Source organism: Nocardia amikacinitolerans NBRC 108937 (assembly GCF_001612615.1).
Lineage (GTDB): Bacteria > Actinomycetota > Actinomycetes > Mycobacteriales > Mycobacteriaceae > Nocardia > Nocardia amikacinitolerans.
Genome location: NZ_BDAU01000004.1, coordinates 1 through 16401, shown reverse-complemented (window position 1 = coordinate 16401; position 16401 = coordinate 1). Strand labels below are relative to the sequence as shown.

General features: G+C 69.6%; 15 protein-coding genes. 4 read left to right on the top strand and 11 right to left on the bottom strand.

All coding sequences use genetic code 11. The features are described 5' to 3' along the window. The first annotated feature begins 4 nt into the window (after positions 1-4). The gene (locus NAM01S_RS04060; protein WP_067779488.1) at positions 5-733 is read left to right on the top strand and encodes an SDR family NAD(P)-dependent oxidoreductase; all 729 of its coding nucleotides are present in this window, start codon (positions 5-7) and stop codon (positions 731-733) included. 61 nt (positions 734-794) lie between these two features. On the opposite strand, the gene NAM01S_RS04055 is transcribed toward NAM01S_RS04060, so the two are convergent. The 3 genes from NAM01S_RS04055 to NAM01S_RS04045 form a co-directional block, all read right to left on the bottom strand. Further along, positions 795-2432, bottom strand: a complete 1638-nt coding sequence (locus tag NAM01S_RS04055; RefSeq protein ID WP_067779485.1) for an acyl-CoA synthetase — start codon at positions 2430-2432, stop codon at positions 795-797. A gap of 178 nt (positions 2433-2610) precedes the next feature. Next, on the bottom strand, positions 2611-3834 hold the full coding sequence (locus NAM01S_RS04050) for an aminotransferase family protein (protein ID WP_067779482.1): 1224 nt from the start codon (positions 3832-3834) through the stop codon (positions 2611-2613). A gap of 73 nt (positions 3835-3907) precedes the next feature. Next, entirely contained in the window at positions 3908-4546 is a 639-nt protein-coding gene (locus NAM01S_RS04045) for a Pr6Pr family membrane protein (RefSeq protein ID WP_067780040.1), read from the bottom strand. Between the two features lie 139 nt (positions 4547-4685). Here NAM01S_RS04045 and hrpA point away from each other — a divergent pair, with 139 nt between their 5' ends. After that, positions 4686-8750 (top strand): ATP-dependent RNA helicase HrpA, encoded by a 4065-nt coding sequence (hrpA, locus tag NAM01S_RS04040; RefSeq protein WP_067779475.1) that lies wholly within the window; start codon positions 4686-4688, stop codon positions 8748-8750. Between the two features lie 86 nt (positions 8751-8836). Here the strand turns inward: hrpA and nrdR are convergent, their stop codons facing one another. From nrdR to NAM01S_RS04025, 3 genes are all read right to left on the bottom strand, one after another. Further along, positions 8837-9307 carry a transcriptional regulator NrdR gene (gene nrdR / locus NAM01S_RS04035; protein ID WP_067779472.1) on the bottom strand — a complete coding sequence of 157 codons (471 nt, stop codon included), beginning with the start codon at positions 9305-9307 and terminating at the stop codon, positions 8837-8839. 120 nt (positions 9308-9427) lie between these two features. Continuing rightward, entirely contained in the window at positions 9428-10675 is a 1248-nt protein-coding gene (locus NAM01S_RS04030) for a hypothetical protein (protein WP_084482407.1), read from the bottom strand. 75 nt (positions 10676-10750) lie between these two features. Next, positions 10751-10930, bottom strand: coding sequence for a hypothetical protein (locus NAM01S_RS04025; protein WP_067779469.1), 180 nt, complete (start codon positions 10928-10930; stop codon positions 10751-10753). Between the two features lie 122 nt (positions 10931-11052). Here NAM01S_RS04025 and NAM01S_RS04020 point away from each other — a divergent pair, with 122 nt between their 5' ends. Then, positions 11053-11313: a hypothetical protein gene (locus NAM01S_RS04020; RefSeq protein ID WP_218018333.1), complete on the top strand. Its 261-nt coding sequence runs from the start codon at positions 11053-11055 to the stop codon at positions 11311-11313. A 94-nt stretch (positions 11314-11407) separates the two neighbouring features. Here NAM01S_RS04020 and NAM01S_RS04015 read toward each other — a convergent pair whose 3' ends face one another. Further along, a complete protein-coding gene (locus tag NAM01S_RS04015; protein ID WP_067779467.1) occupies positions 11408-11854 on the bottom strand; it encodes a hypothetical protein in 447 nt (148 codons plus the stop codon). Positions 11855-12116: 262 nt separating this feature from the next. Between NAM01S_RS04015 and lexA the strand changes: the two genes are divergently transcribed. After that, positions 12117-12794, top strand: a complete 678-nt coding sequence (gene lexA, locus NAM01S_RS04010) for a transcriptional repressor LexA (RefSeq protein ID WP_097248151.1) — start codon at positions 12117-12119, stop codon at positions 12792-12794. 2 nt (positions 12795-12796) lie between these two features. Here lexA and NAM01S_RS04005 read toward each other — a convergent pair whose 3' ends face one another. The 4 genes from NAM01S_RS04005 to NAM01S_RS03990 form a co-directional block, all read right to left on the bottom strand. After that, complete coding sequence (locus NAM01S_RS04005) at positions 12797-13165, bottom strand: helix-turn-helix domain-containing protein (RefSeq protein ID WP_067779461.1); 369 nt, start codon at positions 13163-13165, stop codon at positions 12797-12799. A 194-nt stretch (positions 13166-13359) separates the two neighbouring features. Then, entirely contained in the window at positions 13360-14241 is an 882-nt protein-coding gene (locus NAM01S_RS04000) for an SDR family oxidoreductase (RefSeq protein ID WP_067779458.1), read from the bottom strand. Positions 14242-14284: 43 nt separating this feature from the next. Continuing rightward, a complete protein-coding gene (locus NAM01S_RS03995; protein ID WP_067779456.1) occupies positions 14285-15091 on the bottom strand; it encodes a class I SAM-dependent methyltransferase in 807 nt (268 codons plus the stop codon). Between the two features lie 135 nt (positions 15092-15226). Further along, positions 15227-16360: an Mrp/NBP35 family ATP-binding protein gene (locus NAM01S_RS03990; protein ID WP_067779453.1), complete on the bottom strand. Its 1134-nt coding sequence runs from the start codon at positions 16358-16360 to the stop codon at positions 15227-15229. Positions 16361-16401 lie beyond the last annotated feature (41 nt).

Sequence of the window (16401 nt, the reverse complement as noted above, 5' to 3'; positions counted from 1 at the left end):
TCACATGTCGAAGAAGACACTTGTGGGCAAACGGGTGGCGATCACCGGAGGCGCGCACGGCGTCGGCCGCGAGATCGCACTGGCGTTTCTCGCGGCGGGCGCGGATGTGGCGCTCGGGGACTGCGACACGGGGCGGGCCCGCGCGGTGGCCGAGCAGTTCGCTCGGATGCACGGCGGCACCGCCGTCGGCCTCACGCTCGACACCGCCGACAGCGCGCGGTTCGCCGAGTTCCTCGCCCGCGCCGAACGCAAGCTCGGCGGGCTGGACGTGGTGGTGAACGCCGCCGACACCGCGCCGAGCGGATCGTTCCTCAGCGAGTCCGAGATCGAATCGGATCACCAGATCGACGTCAACCTGCGCGCGGTGATCACCGGATCCCGTTTGGCCGGACGGCGTTTCGTTGAGCAGGGGCACGGCCACATCGTCAACATCGGTTCGGCGGTCGGTGTCACCGCGGCGCTCGGCGCGGCCGTCTACAGCGCGACCAAACACGCCGTCGTCGGGCTCGGCACCGCGCTGCATCGAGGTCTCGCCGAACAAGGCGTGCTGGTCAGCACCATCGCCCCCGGCTACGCACCGGCCCCCGAACTGGTCGCCGACGCGATCGTCGACTGCGTCGAACACCGCAGGAGCGGACTCGTCGTGGTGCCGTCCGACGGCTGGCTGCGTAGCGCCGTCCCCGACCGCATCCGGCTCCGCCGAACCCTCCGCCGCATGGTCGGCAGGGTCTGATGGGCGCAGCCGGAGGCGGTCCGTCGCGAGCCTGCGCACCGGTGCGAACGCGGAGAAACGCCTAACCCAGCTCGCGCAGCACGCGTTTGAGGACTTTGCCGGTGGGATTTCTGGGGAGTCGGTCGATGAAGAGGACGTCTCGGGGGACTTTGAAGCGGGCCAGATGGGTCTTCACGTGGTCGCGCACTTCGTCTTCGGTGAGGGTGTGGCCCGCGCGGACCACGATCACCGCGCGCAGGCGCTGGCCGTAGCGGTCGTCGTCGACGCCGAAGGCGCTCACTTCCTCGACCGCGGGGTGGGCGGCGAGCAGTTCCTCGACCTCGCCCGGAAAGACGTTCTCGCCGCCGGAGACGATCATGTCGTCGTCCCTGCCGTCGATGAAAAGCCTTCCCGCGCTGTCGAAATGACCGACGTCGCCGGTGGACATCAGCGAGCCGATGCGGTCCTTGTCTCCGCCGCCGGTGTAGCCCTCGAACTGGTAGTTGTTGCCGACGAAGATGCGTCCGGTGCGGCCGGGCGGCAGCTCGGCGTCGTTCTCGTCGAAGATCTTGACGGTGGTGCTCGGCACCGGGGTGCCGACGCAGCCGGGCTCGACCGCCAGATCGGCGGGGGTGGCGATGGTCGCGTACGCCACTTCCGTGGAACCGTAGACGTTGTAGACGACGGGACCGAACGCCTCGGTGACGCGCACGCACAGCTCGGCGCCCAGCTGCGAGCCCGCGACGAAGATGATCCGCAGCCGCGAGAAGTCTTGTCCCGCACGCACTTCCGGCCCGAGATCGACCAACCGTTGCAGCATCACGGGCACGGCGATCAACGCGGTGGCGCCGTGCCGGTCGAGGCTGTCGAGCACCGCCCTCGGATCGAAGCGACGCCGAATCACCAGGGTCGAACCGAAACCGACGGCCATGATGGCGTGCGCGAAGCCGAGGGTGTGGAACAGCGGCGCCGGACATTCGGTGATCTCCTCGGCGCGGAACGGAACCCGGCCGAGGATCGCGCCGAGCGGCGCCAGCGATGTCGGCTCCCGGCGCGGCGCGCCCTTCGGGGTCCCGGTGGTGCCGCTGGTCAGCAGGATGATCTTGGCCGCGGTGCTCGGTCGGCGCGGCGGTTTTCGCGAGCCGCCCGCGATCAGGTTCTCCAGCGTGTCGACCGCGGGCGCGTCGGTCCAGGCGCGGTAGCGGCCGCGCGGGGTGCGCAGATCGCCGAGGACGCCCGCGAATTCGTCGTCGTAGACCACCAGATCGGCGCCTTCGCGCGCCAGGACCTCGCGCAGCTGTGGCCCGGCGAAGTCGGTGTTCAGCAGGATGATCTTGGCGCCGCATTTGGCCGCGGCGAACACCGCGTAGTGGAAGCCGCGATGGTTGCGCGCGAGCACTGCGACGCCTTCGCCGTCGCGCAGACCGCGCGCCCGCCAGGCGTTGGCCAGCGCGGTGCTGCGTTCGTCGAGCTCGCGAAAGCTCACCGCGCCCAGTTCGTCGATGATCGCCGCGCGGTGCCGGTACCGCAGCGCGGCCACCGTCACGAGTCCGCCGAGCATCCCCGAGCGCAGTACCGCGAAACCCATGCGAGCCAGCCGATCCGGCCGTTGCGGAGTGGCCAGACCCGCGCGCACCGCGAGGCTCGCGTAGTAGGTCTCGTCGGCGACGCGGCGAGCCGCGGCGGCCGCGACAGAGCCGAGAGTGTTGACACGATTCATAGGTCCACCTGAGCTGAAGCAGACGAGGGCGAGTGCCCTCACAGTAAGGTGTCTCACACAGTTCCGTCGAGAGCCCGATCGCGCCTTTACGCGCGCCACGGGTTCGTGGTTTGTCCGCCCTTCGCCGACTACACCGAGGACCCGCACAGCGTGTTCATGACGCTGGCGCTGTGAGCCGTCAGCCGAGCGCGCGGGTGAACGCGGCGGCCAGCTCGTCGACTTGGGCGTCGGTCATCACGAAGGGTGGCGAGACCTGCATCGCACCCTGACCGGCTGCTCGGCTCGAAACACCCTGGACGCGTAGCTCTTTGACGAAGGCAGGCGCTTCGGAGGGGTCCGCCAGCTGCACCGCGGCCACCGCGCCGAGCCCGCTGCGCACCTCCGCCACGCGCGGATGCTCGGCCAGCGGCGCGAGCTTCTCGTGCAAGGTCCGTTCCAGCCGCGCGGCCTCGGCGAGCAGGTTCTCGCGTTCGAGGATGTCGAGGTTGACCAGCGCCGCGACGGCCGAGGCGGCGTGCCCGCCGTAGGTGTATCCGTGCCGCCACCACACGCCGCCGCCGAAGAACGGCTCGGCCAGTTCCGGCGCGACGAACACCGCGCCCATCGGCAGGTAGCCGCTGGTGAGCCCCTTGGCGGTGGTCATGATGTCGGGCCGCAGGTCGAAGCGGCTCGAGGCGAACCAGCTGCCGCCGATGCGCCCGAATCCGGTGACGACCTCGTCGGCGACGAACAGGATCTCGTACTCATCGCAGATCTGGCGCACCTCGCCCAGGTAGCCCTCCGGCGGCAGGTACACCCCGCCCGCGCCGATGATCGGCTCGCAGAAGAAGGCGGCGATGTGTTCGGCGCCGACCTCCTCGATCAGCGCGAGCAGCGCCTTGGCGTCGTCCCACGCGACGGTGCGCGCATCGGGCATGAGTTCGCCGTACCCCTCGCGGTTGAGCGGCAACCCCGCCAAAGCCGTTCCGGCGACGTGCATTCCGTGATACGCGCGCTCCCTGCCCACCACGATCGTCTTCTCCGGCCTGCCCACCTGGTGCCAGTAGCGCCTTGCCAGTTTGGCGGCGGTGTCGATCGCGTCCGATCCGCCGGAGGTGAAGAAGATCTTGCTGCCGGGCACCGGCGCGATCGCCGCGAGCCGCTCGGCCAGTTCCCTGGTGGGCGGTTCGGCCAAGTCGCCGAAGTTCGAGTAGTGCGCGATCTCGCGCAGCTGGGCGGCGACCGCGTCGGCGATCTCGGCGCGACCGTGCCCGACGTTGGCGAACCACAGTCCGGCGGTGGCGTCGAGATACCTGGCGCCCGACTGGTCGTAGACGTAGGCGCCCTCGCCGCGCGCGATCACGAACGCGCCGTCCCGCTCGACGGCGCCCATATCGGCGAATCCATGCCACAACGCGCTCATGCCTTCGCCTCGCTGGCGCTCGGCTCCGGCATGCGCGAAGCGCGCTGGCGCATGATTCGCTCACTACGTTCGCTCATGTCACCACCTCGCCTGGTTCGCGCCGGCGCAGGGCGAGCCCGCCGAGGGCGGCGACGGCGACCGCCAGCAGCGCGAACACCCCGGTCAAGATGATCATTCCGATGATCAGGGAGACATACCCCTGGCCGCGGGGATCCAGGAACGGATACGGATACCAGTCCAGGACGTGCCCCCGTGTGAGGCTGTAGACGCCGTACGCCGCGGGGTAGATCAACCACCCTCCGATGAGCCTGCCGGTGATGCCCAGGCTCACCGGCACCAGAATCCAATCCAGGACCAGCACGATCGGCAGGATGCGGTGCAGGATGTCGTTGATCCACTGGTCGGTGAGCATGACATCGATATTCGCCAGCAGCACGGCGTAGACCACGCCCGTGATCAGCAGGTAGAGCGTCGCGGCGCCGCGGAGCACCTGCCAACGGCGCGACATCGGGTCCCGCAGGCCGCCGATCAGCAGCACGATCACGCCGAGAATGTTCGACTGGATGGTGAAGTAGCTGAAGTAGTTCGCGGGCGAGAAGGTATCCGTATCCAGATCGCGCAGCGGGATCCAGGCCAGCGCCACGATGCCGAGTACACCGAAGGCAACGCGAAGTCCTCTGACTACCCACCAGGTGCCCGAGCCCGCGTCCATTGGCCGATCTTCGCACATCGGGTAGCGCTCGACCGGCCGAACCAGCGCCGCCGGCATACGTTCGGCTATCGGCGAGGACGTCCGCGGTGGCCCGGCAGCGGCGGGCGGTGACGCCCCGCCCGGTACGCTGGACGACGCAATGACCAGGACAGCTGATACCGGAACCCGCGAGCTCCGCACCCGCCTGGCGAATCTCTCCCTCCGCGACGAGTACCGGCTGCGGCGTCGGCTGGACCGGGCGCGCGGCACCGACCTCGAGGAGATCGCCGCCGACATCACCGCCGCCGAACTGCGCGTCGAGGCACGCCGGGCCGCGGTGCCACGGATTCGCTACCCCGAGCAGCTGCCCGTGACCGCCCGTCGCGCCGACATCGCCGAGGCCATCGCGGCCAACCAGGTGGTGATCGTCGCGGGCGAGACCGGCTCCGGCAAGACGACGCAGATCCCGAAGATCTGCCTGGAGCTGGGCCGCGGCATCCGCGGCGCGATCGGGCACACCCAGCCGCGCAGGCTGGCCGCGCGCACCGTCGCCGAACGCATCGCCGAGGAGCTGGACACCGAGCTCGGCGACGTCATCGGCTACACGGTGCGGTTCACCGATCAGGCCTCCGAGCGCACCCTGGTCAAGCTGATGACCGACGGCATCCTGCTCGCCGAGATCCAGCGCGACCGCCTGCTGCGCCGCTACGACACGATCATCATCGACGAGGCGCACGAGCGCAGCCTCAACATCGATTTCCTGCTCGGCTACCTGAAGCAGCTGCTGCCGCGCCGCCCCGACCTGAAGGTGATCATCACCTCGGCGACCATCGATCCTGAGCTGTTCGCCAAGCATTTCGCCGACGAGAAGGGCGCGCCCGCACCGATTGTCGAGGTGTCGGGCCGGTCCTACCCGGTCGAGATCCGGTACCGGCCGCTGAGCCTGGAACTCCCCGCCGCCGACGAGGACGACGAGGACACCCGCGTGGTGGACCGCGACCCCGTCGACGCGATCGGCGACGCGGTGCGCGAGCTGTTCGCCGAGGGCGACGGCGACGTGCTGGTCTTCCTCTCCGGCGAACGCGAGATCCGCGACACCGCCGACGCGCTGCGCGATCTGAAGCTGCCGCGCACCGAGATCCTGCCGCTGTACGCGCGACTCTCCACCGCCGAGCAGCACCGCGTCTTCGCGCCGCACACCGGCCGCCGCGTGGTGCTGGCCACCAATGTCGCGGAGACCTCGCTGACCGTGCCCGGCATCCGCTACGTGGTCGACCCAGGCACCGCGCGCATCTCCCGCTACTCGATGCGCACCAAGGTGCAGCGGCTGCCGATCGAAGAGGTCTCGCAGGCCTCGGCCCGCCAGCGGTCCGGGCGCTGCGGCCGCGTCGCGGACGGCATCGCCATCCGGCTGTACTCCGAGGACGACTTCGAATCCCGGCCCGCGTTCACCGAACCGGAGATCCTGCGCACCAACCTGGCCGCCGTCATCCTCCAGATGACCGCGCTCGGGCTCGGCGACATCGAGAACTTCCCGTTCGTGGAGGCGCCGGACAAGCGCGCGATCCGCGACGGCATCGCGCTGCTGGAGGAACTGGGCGCGCTGGCCCGCGGCGCGGCGGGCCCCGATGCCGCGTTGGCGCTCACGCCGGTCGGTCGCGAGATGGCGCAGCTGCCGGTCGATCCGCGCATGGCGCGAATGCTGGTGCAGGCCAACGGCAACGGATGCTTGGCCGAGGTGTTGATCATCGTCGCCGCGCTGTCGATCCAGGACGTCCGCGAGCGGCCCGCCGAGTTCCAGCAGGCCGCCGACACCAAGCACGCGCGCTTCGTCGTCGAAGGCTCCGACTTCCTCGCCTATCTGCGGCTCTGGGACTATCTCACCGAGCAGCGCAAGTCGCTGTCGTCCAATCAGTTCCGGCGGATGTGCCGCGAGGAGTTCCTGCACTACCTGCGAATCAGGGAGTGGCAGGACCTACACGGGCAGCTACGCACCATCACCAAGGGTCTGGGTTGGTCCACCGACGGACGCGGCTCGAAAACCGTCCCCACAACGGAATCCGTGCCGACGGACCGCACGACGGACGAGTCCGCCGGAACGAATCGCAAGCGGCGCGGAGGCCGTGGCACGCCGAAGACCTCGGAGGTCCCACTCGAAAACCACGGCCTCCCTTGGGATTCCACTGCGATCCACCAATCGCTGCTGGCGGGCATGCTCTCCCATATCGGCGTGCGCGAGGCGGAGAGCCGGGAGTTCCTCGGTGCGCGCGGCGCCAAGTTCATGATCTTCCCCGGCTCGTCGCTTGCGAAGAAGCCACCGCGCTGGGTGATGGCCGCCGAGCTGGTCGAGACGTCGCGGCTGTTCGGCCGCATGGCGGCAAGGGTGGAACCCGAATGGGCCGAGCGGCTGGCTGGCGACCTGGTGAAGCGCACGTACTCCGAGCCGCACTGGTCGTCCAAGCGCGGCTCCGCGCGCGCCTACGAGCGGGTCACGCTGTACGGGGTGCCGCTGGTGACGAGCCGACCGGTGGACTACGGCCGCATCGACCCCGAGGTATCCCGCGAGCTGTTCCTGCGGCACGCGCTGGTGCAGGGCGAGTGGCAGACCAAGCACGAGTTCTTTCATCGCAACCGGGAGCTGCTCGACGACGTGGCCGATCTCGAGCACCGTGCCCGCCGCCGCGACATCCTGGTCGACGACGAGGTGCTGTTCGAGTTCTACGACAAGCGCGTCCCCGCGGACGTGGTCTCGGCGCGGCATTTCGACAGCTGGTGGCGCACCGCGAAGCGGAAAGACCCCGCGCTGCTGGACTTCTCGAAGTCGACGGTGGTCAACGAGAACGCGGCGGCGCTGGATCCGACGGACTTCCCGGACGCGTGGCGCCAGGGCGAGCTGAGCTTCCCGCTGACCTACCAGTTCGAGCCGGGCCAGGAGGACGACGGCGTCACCGTGCGCATCCCGGTCGAGCAGCTGGCGCACGTGCGCGCCGTCGGCTTCGACTGGCTGGTGCCGGGCATGCGCGAGGAATTGGCCGCGGCGCTGATCAAGACACTGCCGAAGTCGTTGCGGCGCAGCGTGGTTCCGGCACCGGACTTCGCCGCCGCCGCGCTCGCCGCGCTCACCCCGCGCGCCGAACCGCTGCGCACCGGCCTGGCCAGGGAGCTGTCCCGGCTCGGATCGGTGACGATCACGCCGAACGACCTCGATCCCGCCGCGCTGCCCGACCACCTGCGCATGACCTTCGCCGCGGTCGACACCCGGGGCCGGGTACTGGCCAAGGGCAAGAGCCTGACCGCGCTGAAGACCCAACTCGCCGAACAGGTCTCGGCCTCCGTGGCGCGCGCGACCGCGGGCGCCGAACGAGCCGCGGCCACCGTGTGGACCTCGGAGTCCCTCGGCACCGTCGAGCCGACGGTGCGGCGCGAGGTCGCCGGGCAGACCGTGACCGGATATCCCGCGCTGGTCCCCGAGGGCGAGGGCGTCGCCGTGCGGGTCCTCAGCTCCCCCGCCGAACAGGCCGCCGCCATGCGCGCGGGCACCCGCGCCTTGGTGCTGCACGCGATCCCGACCTCGGTGCGCACCGTCACCGCCGGGCTGCGCCCCACAGATCGTCTTGCGCTGAGCCAGAATCCGTACGGGTCGTTGGAGGCGCTTGTCGAGGACTGCCGTGCCGCGGCCGCCGACGAACTGATCGCGGGCGCGGGCGGCCCGGTACACAGCCCGGACCGATTCGAGGCCCTCGTCGCCGCGATCCGTCCCAAGCTCGCCACCGAGGTCGCCCGCATCGTCCGCGCGGTGGTGCCGGTGCTGGCCGAGGCGCACCGGGTGTCCTCGGCGCTGGGCGGCACCGCCGAGCGTGATATCGCCGACGACGTCCGCCACCAGCTCGACGATCTGGTCTTCCCCGGCTTCGTCTCCGAATGGGGCAGCGCGCGCCTGCGGGACCTCCCCCGCTACCTGCGCGCCGCGCTGGTCCGTCTGGAATCGCTGCCCGGTTCCGCCGTGCGCGACCGGCAGGGCATGGCCGAACTCGACCGCGTCCTCGCCGCGTACGACCGCTTGCTCGCCGCGCTGCCGGAGGGACGCAAGCAGGCGCCCGATGTCACCGAGATCTGGTGGATGATCGAGGAATTCCGGGTCAGCCTGTTCGCCCAGAAGCTCGGCACGCCGTATCCGGTGTCGGCCAAGCGGATCGAGAAGGCGATCGCCGCGATTCGTCGTTAGCGGGCAGTGCGGACGATCGCAGCCTTCTCCGAGCGACAGCGAGCCCGCCGGATCACGTTATCCGGCGGGCTCGGAGTCGGAGCGGATCAGTCGGCGGCGACGCCCGCCGCGGCGCGCGCCTCGCGCATCTCCCGTATCTCACGTTCGAAGTCCTCCGCCGAGGTGAAGGACCGGTAGACCGAGGCGAAGCGCAGATACGCGACCTCGTCGAGATCGCGCAGCGGGCCGAGGATCGCCAAGCCGACCTCGTGGCTGGGCACCTCGGGCGAACCCGTCGCGCGCACGGCGTCCTCGACCTGCTGAGCCAGCAGGTTCAGGGCATCGTCGTCGACCTCGCGACCTTGGCAGGCGCGCCGCACGCCGCGGATGACTTTCTCCCGGCTGAACGGTTCGGTGACGCCACTGCGCTTGACCACGGACAGGATGGCGGTCTCGACCGTGGTGAAACGCCGCCCACAATTCGGGCAGGAACGTCGACGGCGGATGGCCGCGCCTTCCTCGGCCTCGCGCGAGTCGACCACCCGCGAGTCAGGGTGTCGGCAGTACGGGCAATGCATCCGAGAGATCCTTCGTCGATGTACCCGGCACAAGGTATACCCCTATTGACACGCGGTATACCTCCATAGCTCTTCGAGGATACCCGTGCCGGTACCGGGAGTTTCGCCCGGCGGGCCGCATCACTCGACGAGTTGCCACCGGGCGGTCAGGTCGGCGAGCAGTTCCGGCAGGCGCGGCACGAGCCGCCCTCGGGCGAGTTTGTGCCAGAACGACTCGCCGAGCACGGCCGCGGCGAGCACGGCGTCGGACTCCATGTCGATGTGGCGCGGCACCAGGTCGCCCATGATGTAGGTCCAGCGGTCCTCCCGGTCGGCCCAGTTGAAGGCGGGCAGCGCGGTGCGCAGCGCGACCGGCCTGCCGCCGAGATCGGCGCGCACGGTGGCCGGGGCGAAGACGCCGGGCGCGCGCACGCCGGGCACCGCGGGCTTGCCCGCGATGGTGCTGACGTAGGTGAGCACACGACCGATGCCGTCGCGCCCCGCGGAGGTGACGTCCCACTGGTCGGCGATGACGCGGTTCTGCTCCCGGTCGGTCATGCGGATCAGCGCGTCGATGTAGCCGTCGCGGGTGCCCGTCGTGATCGACTGCCAGGCGGCGCGGATGTCGGCGTCGATGATTCCGGCGGCGTACATCTCGTCGATCCCCGGCATGCCGAGCGCGACGAAGGCTTCGTGCATCGGAACGAGATCGGTGAAGATGTGCTTCTGCATGATCATCAGCCGGGTCTGATACCAGGCGACGTCCTCGGCGGACAACCGCGTGCCCTCCGTGGCGAGCAGCCGGATGTCGGCGGGCAGTTCGCCGACCAGTTCCTCGGGGGTTCCGCGCAGCAGGTCGGCGACCGCGTTGCCGAGTTGATGGATGCCAGGCACGTCGAGAACGACGCCGACATCGCTCATGTCGAAGAACCCGGAGGCGAACGAGCCGCCGGCGATCCCGGCGAGACCCGCCCAGTAGAACTCCGGATGCGCTGTGGTCAGCCGCAGATAGTTGACGTACACCTGGTTGAACGTGCGCTCGTTGGCGCGCACGCCGCGGCTGGGGTCCCACCCGGCCAGATCGATCGCGGCGTTGCCGGTCGCCACCACAAGCCAGTACTGATGCAGCAGTGTCGCATAGCGTTCCGGCGCGATGCCGTCGGCGCGCGCCTGGTCCAGCGCCGCGCGCAACGTCGGTTCGTCCAGTGGCAGTGCGGGATTCAGTCCGCCACCGTACTCACCGTCGCCGTTGACCGACGGAAGATCCAGATAGCCGTGGTAGGCGGGGTCGGCGTGCGCGGCGGGAATCGCGCCGAGTCCCAACAGAAGACAGAAGAAGAGCCCGGCGAAAGCCCGGACCGCGCGGCCCGCTGTGTGTCGCTGCGTCATTGCAAGTGGTCCCGAAATCGTTCGCGGCAGGTGTTGCCTGGGTCACGTTTTCAGCACAGTAACAACGCGTTCTAGTTATGGATCGAGATTTTCGGCCACGCTGGACGATTCGCGCAGCACCGCGTCCACGCCACTCGGTCGACGGCCGATCAGTTCGGCCAGCGTGGGGTCCACGGCAGCGAATTCCCCCGCGCGACTGGCGGCGAAGACGCCCAGTAGCTGCGCTGCCGCATCGGCGGGGACTCCCCCGCCCATCAAGTGCTCACGAAAACGCCCGTCGGACACCGTGACCCTGGTGATGGCGCGACCGACGACCGGGCCGTATCCGGCGCCTCGCCGCCGGTGGTTGGCTCCGCGTCGACGAGGAACTCGCGGCCATGATCATCCACGCAACGGCGCGCGGCGCGGTGCTCACCTGGCTGTCACTGCCGCCGGACCGGCGCAACCCCGCCCTGCTGACAACCCTTCGGGAGTCCATGGTCGCCGCGGTGACCACCGAGGAGCCCGCGGTGCGCGACGCGGGACCGGCCGGCGCCGCCCGCGCCTTGAGAGCCGCGCTGCCGGAACAAACCAGCCTCAGCAGCGCGGAGCAGCATCTACTGAAGGAGTGGCTGGACCGACTCTCCGACGAGGGATGAGGCCCGCCGAGGCAACACACGGCGTCCGCCACGACCTCTTGCCGCCGACGTCCCGGTTCGGCGTCTCAGCGAATCAGCGGGCAGATTCGCCGGATCAGCGCGGGAAGTCGCCGTAGTGCGACTGCTGCCCGATCTCCGCGGGAATCGAAGTCGAGTGGGCGGGTTCCTCGAAATTGCCCGCCCGCCAATGGGCGAGGCCGAACAGCGCAACGACCACGAGCGCGCTCAGCAGGGCCGCGACCGCCAGCACCGCGAAGCCCAGCTGCGCCTGCTCCACGGTCGGGACCGGGTGCGAGCCGCGCGGGCGCCGGGCGGCGGGCGTGTGCACGGGACCGCGCCGATACAGCTCCACGGTCCCGCCCGGCCTGGTCGCGGGCGGGCGACGATCCGCCACCGCGCGACCCGGCCCGTCCAGCGCGCGCAGCCCGCCTCGATGCGCGCGCCGCACCCTGGGTACGGAGTCGAAACCCAGATTGTCGTGCGGAGCCTCGGAGGCCGGAGCGGTTTCGCCGGCGCGGATTTCGCGGATCGCTGTGTTCATCGGACAAACCTCCGTGTAGATGCAGGCGGGATGGCTCGAAGGGAGTCGCTTTCGATCACATGTTCGAAGAACTGATGTTCGATTTCTACCACGCGACGGCGCCGAAGTCAGCACGAAACGCCCGACATGCGTCGAACAGATGTTTGAAACCTGGGCGTCACCGGACTAAATTCGAAAAGCGACATCAACGACAGGAAGGGCGGTTGCGGTGAGCCACACAGACGACACGGGCGACGAGAGCGGAGTCGGCGGCGACCCGTCGCTGACCGGGGCAGATCTCACCGTGCGTCAGCGCAAGGTGCTGGAGGTCATCCGGACCTCGGTGAGCGAGCGCGGCTACCCGCCGAGCATCCGCGAGATCGGCGACGCGGTCGGACTGACCTCCACCTCGTCGGTCGCCCACCAACTTCGGGCCCTGGAACGTAAGGGCTATTTACGTCGCGACCCCAACCGCCCCCGCGCGGTCGACGTCCGCGGCCTCGACGAGGCGGTGCGCGCGGTGACCAGCCTGCCCGGCGCCGCGATCGAGGACGCCGAGGCCGCCGCGATCGATCCAAGCCGTCCGACCCCGACCTTCGTCCCGGTGCTCGGCCGGATCGCCGCCGGTGGGCCGATCCTCGCCGAGCAGGCGGTGGAGGACGTGTTCCCGCTGCCGCGTGAATTGGTCGGCGACGGTTCGCTGTTCCTGCTGAAGGTCGTCGGCCAGTCGATGGTCGACGCCGCCATCTGCGACGGCGACTGGGTGGTCGTTCGCCAGCAGAACGTCGCCGACAACGGCGACATCGTGGCCGCGATGATCGAGGGCGAGGCCACGGTGAAGACCTTCAAGCGCAGCGGCAAGGACGTCTGGCTGATGCCGCACAACCCGCTGTTCGAGCCGATTCCGGGTAACGACGCCCGCATCCTCGGCAAGGTCGTGACGGTCATCCGCAAGATCTGAGATCAGCCGGAATGCCCGCCGCGGGAACGGAATTGCTGCGGCGGGCATCCGTTCCAGCGCCGGAAGGCGCGGATGAACGAGGCGGATTCGGAGTAGCCGAGCCTGCTGGCGACCTGCTCGGTGGTCAGGCGCGTGTGACCGAGCAGCTGTTCGGACCGCGCCCTGCGGACCTCGTCCACCAGCGCGCGAAACGACGTCCCCTCCACGTTGAGCCGACGGGAGAGCGTGCGGGAACTGAGAAACAACGCCGCCGCGACCCGCGGCAGGTCGGGGATCGCGGCCGGGTCCCGGACCAGCTCGTCACGCACCGCGCCCACGATGCCTGAGCGAATCCCCTTGCCCGGCAGTCGATCACGGCGTCCGACGGACACGCTTCCCGATAGTTTCGAACCGGACATCTCCGCGAACCCCCATCGACCTTCCGAACGCATCCGCGCGGGTCCGCGAAAACTACCAATTCCCTGCCACTTCGGCGGTGAAACGGTTGAATTCCCTTCTGGGAGAACAGAGAAAGCCCGCGCGGCAGCGGATAAGAGTCGAGACCCGGCGGTGGCCCGAGGCGGCGCTAGTCCTCGCCGAGCGCCTGCGTCCGGGCGCTGAGCGAACGACCGAGCTCGACCACCTCATCGTCCATTTCCGGCAGCCAGTCCTTGGTGGTCTTGCCGCTCGAGCGCTCGACGAGCCGCAGTTGCAGCAGCGGCCGCAGCCAGCGGAGCATGCCGACCCACACGGGGACGTTGATTCGCCTGGCGCGCCGCGCGATGCCCCGCTCGAACCTGGCGGCGCACTGCTGCACCGAGGTCGTCTTGCGGAACGGGCCGGGCAGCGCGGCGAGCCCGCGCGACATCGCGGGCAGGTCGGCGAAGCTCTCCCGCACCAGCGGGGTATCGATCCACGACATGTGCGCGCACCCGACATCGACTCCGCGATGCGCGACCTCGAGCCGCAGCGCGTTCGCGAAATGCTCGACCCCGGCTTTGGCGGCGTCGTAGGCCGCCATCCCCGGCATCGCCACGTAGGCCGCGAGGGAGGAGACGATCAGCACGTACCCGCGCCGCTCGACGACCGAGGGCAAGGCGGCGCGGACCGTATGGAAGCAGCCGACGAGGTTGACCTCGATCACCCGCCGGAAAGCGGCGGGGTCTACGGCAAGGACCGATCCGTAGCTGGCGATGCCCGCGTTGGCGACCAGGATGTCGATGCCGCCGAACCGCTCGATTCCTTTCGCGACCGCGGCCTCCAGCGCGGCGAGGTCGCGGACGTCGGCGGGGACCGTTAAGACATGTTCGTCGCCGCCCAATTCCGCCGCGAGTTCCCGCAGCGGTGGCGGATCGACATCGACGAGGATCAGGCGCGCGCCGCGCGCGTGCAGTCGCCGCGCGACCTCCGCACCGATGCCGCGGGCGCCGCCGGTGACGAGTACGACCTTGCCGGTGAAGGCGGTCATGGTTTCCCAGCGTAAACCCCTCGGACACGCTTCGGAACACGATTCAGGCGGTGCGCACGTGCGCGATCGCGGGCGGGATGTCGCGTAGGACCGGCAGCCGCTCGAACAGGGGCAGCGTGGCGGGGAGCGGACCGTGCGACGGGCTGTACGACGAGACCGTCACCTCGGTGACCTTCGGACTCCACGAGCGCACCAGATCCGCGATGTCGCTGCGCCGGACGCCCCACGGCATCGGCGGCGCCTCGTAGTGCGGGGTCTTGTGGAAGCCGCGCAGAGTCTTGCGGGAGAACCAGGGCGGGATGGTGTCGAACATCAACTCCACGCCGGGGAATCGGTCCAGGATCGCGGAGCACAGCCGCCGCACCTGCTCCGGCTCGAAGTACATGAAAAGCCCTTGCGCCGTGACGAATACGCCGTGCGACGGGTCCACCTGGTCCAGCCAGGCGGTGTCCAGCGCGCTCACGGGCAGATGCCTGCACCGCTCGCTCGGCGGCAGGAAGCGTTCGCGCACCGCGATCGCATCCGGCACGTCCACGCACAGCCACCGCACCCGTCCGTCGTCGCAGCGCTGGAATTGCGTCTCCAGTCCGGCCGCGAGTTCCACCACCGTCCCGCCCGGGTGGGCCGCGAGCCAGGGCCGCAGCACCGCGTCGAACATCTTCGACCGCACCGCGTGCGTGCCGTCCGGCTTGCCGAAGGCTCGCTCGTAGTCGAAGGCGATCGCGTCGTAGATCCGCTCGCAGTCGGGGTCGCGCAGGATCGCGTCGGGCCGTTTGGACTCGCTGGCTCGATTGTGCAGGGTCCAGAGCATGGTCAGCGGGATCCCGTCGAGTTCGACGTCGGCGCCCATGGGTTCGTCCTCCCACTCGGTCGGCCGGAGTCACCCGCGCACCTCGGCCGCATTAGTGAAATCGATGTTCAACTAGAACTAAGGACAACCTAACTCAGGTGCGCCGCCTCCGCAACGCTTCGGATCGCGGGGTCGTCATCGCACGCCGATCGCCAGGGGACGACCCGCCAAGCCGCGCGGGCCCACGGCAAGCTGCCGCGCCACCTCGTTGAGCACGTCAGCGGCCGCCGAGCTGGGCTCCGCGACAACAATCGGCGCACCCCGATCCCCCGCCGCGCCCACCGCGGGATGGAACGGAATTCGCCCCAGCAGCGGACACTCGGAGCCGAGCAGGGCTGTCAACCGATCGCTGACCGCGCGGCCACCGCCCGCACCGAACAGTGCCTGACGGCCACCCGCGGGATCTTCGTACCAGGACATGTTCTCCACGACACCGACCACCCGCTGCCCCGTCTCCGCCGCGACGGCACCGGCTCGCGCGGCGATGCCCGCCGCCGTCGGCTGCGGCGTGGTCACGATCAACAGTTCGGCATCGGGCAGTAGTTGCGCCAGCGAGATCGCGATGTCACCGGTGCCGGGCGGCAGGTCGACGAGCAGCACGTCCAGATCCCCCCAGAACACCTGCGCGAGGAACTGCCGCAGCGCGCGGTGCAGCATCGGCCCGCGCCACACCACCGGCTTGTCGGCATCGAGGAACATGCCGATCGAGATGACCCGGACGCCGCGGGCCGTCGGCGGCATGATCATCCGATCGACCTGAGTCGGAACGCCGGTGACGCCGAGCATCCCGGGAATCGAATGGCCATGGATGTCGGCGTCCAGCACACCGACCGCGAGCCCGCGCGCAGCCATGGCCGCGGCGAGATTGACCGTGACCGTGGACTTTCCGACGCCGCCCTTGCCCGACGCCACGCAGTAGACACGGGTCCGAGAGTGGGGCTGGGCGAACGGAACGACATCGTCAGGCGTGTCGCCGCGCAACTGGGAGCGCAGCCCGGATCGCTGCTCGTCGGACATCACGCCGAACTCGACGCTCACCTCCGCGACGCCAGGAACGTCGAGCACGGCCGCTCGGACGTCGCGGTCGATCGTGGTCCGCATCGGGCAGGCGGCCACGGTGAGCAGCACCCGGACGGCGATCCGGTTGCCGGGGCGCACGTCGATGGCGTCGATCATGTTCAATTCGGTGATGGGACGGTGGATCTCGGGATCCTGGACCAGCGCGAGCGCCTGTGCGATTCGTTCCTTCGATACCAACGGTTCGGTCATTGTGGTTGCCTTTCGATTCGGCATGTGTTAGCCGAGACTCA

Excerpts from the sequence above, each read along its gene's own strand:
- NAM01S_RS04060 (WP_067779488.1), top strand. The coding sequence starts at position 5 with ATGTCGAAGAAGACACTTGTGGGCAAACGGGTGGCGATCACCGGAGGC.
- NAM01S_RS04055 (WP_067779485.1), bottom strand. The coding sequence starts at position 2,432 with ATGAATCGTGTCAACACTCTCGGCTCTGTCGCGGCCGCCGCGGCTCGC.
- NAM01S_RS04050 (WP_067779482.1), bottom strand. The coding sequence starts at position 3,834 with ATGAGCGCGTTGTGGCATGGATTCGCCGATATGGGCGCCGTCGAGCGG.
- NAM01S_RS04045 (WP_067780040.1), bottom strand. The coding sequence starts at position 4,546 with ATGGACGCGGGCTCGGGCACCTGGTGGGTAGTCAGAGGACTTCGCGTT.
- hrpA (WP_067779475.1), top strand. The coding sequence starts at position 4,686 with ATGACCAGGACAGCTGATACCGGAACCCGCGAGCTCCGCACCCGCCTG.
- nrdR (WP_067779472.1), bottom strand. The coding sequence starts at position 9,307 with ATGCATTGCCCGTACTGCCGACACCCTGACTCGCGGGTGGTCGACTCG.
- NAM01S_RS04030 (WP_084482407.1), bottom strand. The coding sequence starts at position 10,675 with ATGACGCAGCGACACACAGCGGGCCGCGCGGTCCGGGCTTTCGCCGGG.
- NAM01S_RS04025 (WP_067779469.1), bottom strand. The coding sequence starts at position 10,930 with ATGGGCGGGGGAGTCCCCGCCGATGCGGCAGCGCAGCTACTGGGCGTC.
- NAM01S_RS04020 (WP_218018333.1), top strand. The coding sequence starts at position 11,053 with ATGATCATCCACGCAACGGCGCGCGGCGCGGTGCTCACCTGGCTGTCA.
- NAM01S_RS04015 (WP_067779467.1), bottom strand. The coding sequence starts at position 11,854 with ATGAACACAGCGATCCGCGAAATCCGCGCCGGCGAAACCGCTCCGGCC.
- NAM01S_RS04000 (WP_067779458.1), bottom strand. The coding sequence starts at position 14,241 with ATGACCGCCTTCACCGGCAAGGTCGTACTCGTCACCGGCGGCGCCCGC.
- NAM01S_RS03995 (WP_067779456.1), bottom strand. The coding sequence starts at position 15,091 with ATGGGCGCCGACGTCGAACTCGACGGGATCCCGCTGACCATGCTCTGG.
- NAM01S_RS03990 (WP_067779453.1), bottom strand. The coding sequence starts at position 16,360 with ATGACCGAACCGTTGGTATCGAAGGAACGAATCGCACAGGCGCTCGCG.